The sequence below is a fragment of the Trebonia sp. genome, from assembly GCF_049794275.1.
Classification (GTDB): Bacteria; Actinomycetota; Actinomycetes; order Streptosporangiales; family Streptosporangiaceae; genus Trebonia.
In genome coordinates this window covers 1-2,505 of sequence record NZ_JBARCR010001007.1, presented here as the reverse complement: position 1 = coordinate 2,505, position 2,505 = coordinate 1, and the positions used below count along the sequence as shown (strand labels likewise).

Annotated in this window: 2 protein-coding genes; one reads left to right on the top strand and one right to left on the bottom strand. The window is 66.3% G+C overall.

Annotation, left to right across the window (positions count from 1 at the left end; genetic code table 11):
- Positions 1-59: 59 nt before the first annotated feature.
- Positions 60-2,168 (top strand): glycogen debranching protein GlgX, encoded by a 2,109-nt coding sequence (gene glgX / locus WA805_RS25450; protein ID WP_425243601.1) that lies wholly within the window; start codon positions 60-62, stop codon positions 2,166-2,168.
- Positions 2,169-2,199: 31 nt separating this feature from the next.
- Here glgX and WA805_RS25445 read toward each other — a convergent pair.
- Positions 2,200-2,505: hypothetical protein (locus WA805_RS25445; protein ID WP_425243600.1), on the bottom strand; the 306-nt coding region annotated here is incomplete at its 5' end.

Below are 2,505 nucleotides of genomic sequence, written 5' to 3'. Positions count from 1 at the left end.
GCCTGGGTCGAGTCAGCCATCGGGCCGTGACGGTCGGAATTCCAGAGGCAGGGGGTCAAATGGGGAGCACGAAAACCGAAGTGTGGCCGGGACAGGCGTACCCGCTGGGCGCGACCTACGACGGCATTGGAACGAACTTCACGCTGTTCTCCGAAGTAGCCGAGCGCGTCGAGCTATGCCTGTTCGACGACCGCGGAGGCGACGAGCAACGGCTGGACCTGCCCGAGGCACACGGATACGTCTGGCACTGCTCCCTTCCCGGAATCGGTCCGGGAAAGCGCTACGGTTACCGCGTACACGGACCGCATGACCCCGATGCGGGATTGCGGTGCAATCCGGCCAAGCTGCTGCAAGACCCCTACGCCAAGGCGCTGGACGGCCAGGTCAGATGGGACGGCGCCGTCTATGGCTACCCTCTCGGCGGAGACGATCGCGTCCGCAACGACTCGGACAGCGCGCCCTTCGTTCCCCGGTCGGTGGTCACCAACCCCTGGTTTGAGTGGGGTGATGACCGCCCGCTGCGGATCCCCTGGCACGAGACCGTGCTGTATGAGTGCCATGTCAAAGGACTCAGCATGCGCCATCCGGAGATTCCGCCGGACCTGCGGGGTACCTACGCCGGCCTGGCGCATCCCGCCGTGATCGAGCACCTGCGCCGCCTGGGCGTCACCGCGGTGGAGCTGATGCCGGTCCATCAGTTCGTCCACGACCACTACCTGATCGACCGCGGCTTGCGTAACTACTGGGGATACAACTCGATCGGCTTCTTCGCCCCGCACAACGAGTACTCGGCGTGGGGTGTCGCGCAGGTCGTCTCCGAGTTCAGGTACCTGGTGAAGACCCTGCATGAAGCCGGGATCGAGGTCATCCTCGACGTCGTCTACAACCACACCGCGGAGGGCAATCACCTCGGACCGGTGCTGTCGTACAAAGGGATCGACAACCGCGCGTACTACCGGCTGGCCGACGGCGGGCGCTACTACTTCGACACCACCGGCACCGGGAACACGCTGAACATGCGGCACCCGCACGTGCTGCAGCTGATCATCGACTCGCTGCGCTACTGGGTGACCGAGATGCACGTGGACGGCTTCCGGTTCGACCTCGCGGCCAGCCTGGCCCGCCAGTTCCACCAGGTCGACCGCCTGTCCGCGTTCTTCGACCTCATCCAGGTGGACCCGGTGGTGAGCCAGGTCAAGCTCGTCGCCGAGCCCTGGGACGTCGGCGAGGGCGGCTACCAGGTGGGCAACTTCCCGACCCTGTGGTCGGAGTGGAACGGGCGCTACCGCGACACCGTCCGTGACTACTGGCGTAGCGCTGACTACACCTTGCCGGATTTCGCCTACCGGTTGACCGGCAGCTCCGACCTGTACGAGCGGACCGGGCGGCGCCCCTACGCCAGCGTCAATTTCGTCACCGCGCATGACGGGTTCACCCTCGCCGACTTGGTCGCCTACAACAGCAAGCACAACGAGGCGAACGGCGAGGACAACCACGACGGAACTGACGACAACCGCTCGTGGAACAGCGGCGCGGAAGGCCCGACCGACGACCCGGCGATCCTCGAGATACGCGAGCGCCGCCGGCGCGCGCTGATAACGACCCTCCTGGTGAGCCAGGGCGTCCCCATGGTGCGGCACGGTGACGAACTCGGCCATTCTCAGCGTGGCAACAACAATGCCTACTGTCAGGACAACGAGCTTTCCTGGCTCGACTGGGAGCACGCTGACAAGAAGTTTCTGGACTTCTGTGCTGAGCTTGTCGCCTTCCGCCACCGGCATCCAGTCTTCCGGCGGCGTCACTTCTTCGAAGGACGGCCCATCTTCGATACCGGATTGTCCGACATCGGGTGGTTCCGGCCGGACGGGCCCGAGATGACGCCGGACGACTGGCAGACAGGATTCGCCAAATCCCTCGGCGTCTTCCTCAACGGTGACGCGCTGCCTGATCCGGACCGTCGCGGTCACCGGATCAGCGACGACTCCTTCCTGCTGCTTTTCACCGCTCACTATGAGGACGTCACATTCGTGCTCCCCGACGGGCCCTGGGGCGAGCAATGGCTGCTGGACTTCGACACCGCCTTTGCCCCCGTGCCGTCCGAGCCGCGGCCGGCGGGAACCAAGGTCGTGGTCGCCGCCCGCGATGTGCAGATATTCCGGCGCGTATAGCGGTCATCCCGCTCCGGGCCCGTGGAGCCGATTACCTTATAAGCTTGCGCAACGCAGGCGGCACTCGCTGTCGGCTCGGCCGCGGCGGCCGCCAGGAGCGGTTGCGCCGCGGCCGGGACCGCTGGTCCGGAGTGCCTGCCTCAAGCTCGGACCTGAGCCGGCCGAGGTGGCTGATCAGCTCGCCCCGCAACGGCCATCCGACCGGGCGGACCGCCGGAGCGGTCGCCAGCAGCTCGCTGAGCCGGTCTTGCTCGTCGCGCGCCGCGGCCAGGTGACGCTCCAGGTCAGCCTTCAGCACTTCGTGACCGTGCGCGTCCAACTCGGTCGCGAGGCTGCT

Excerpts from the sequence above, each read along its gene's own strand:
- glgX (WP_425243601.1), top strand. The coding sequence starts at position 60 with ATGGGGAGCACGAAAACCGAAGTGTGGCCGGGACAGGCGTACCCGCTG.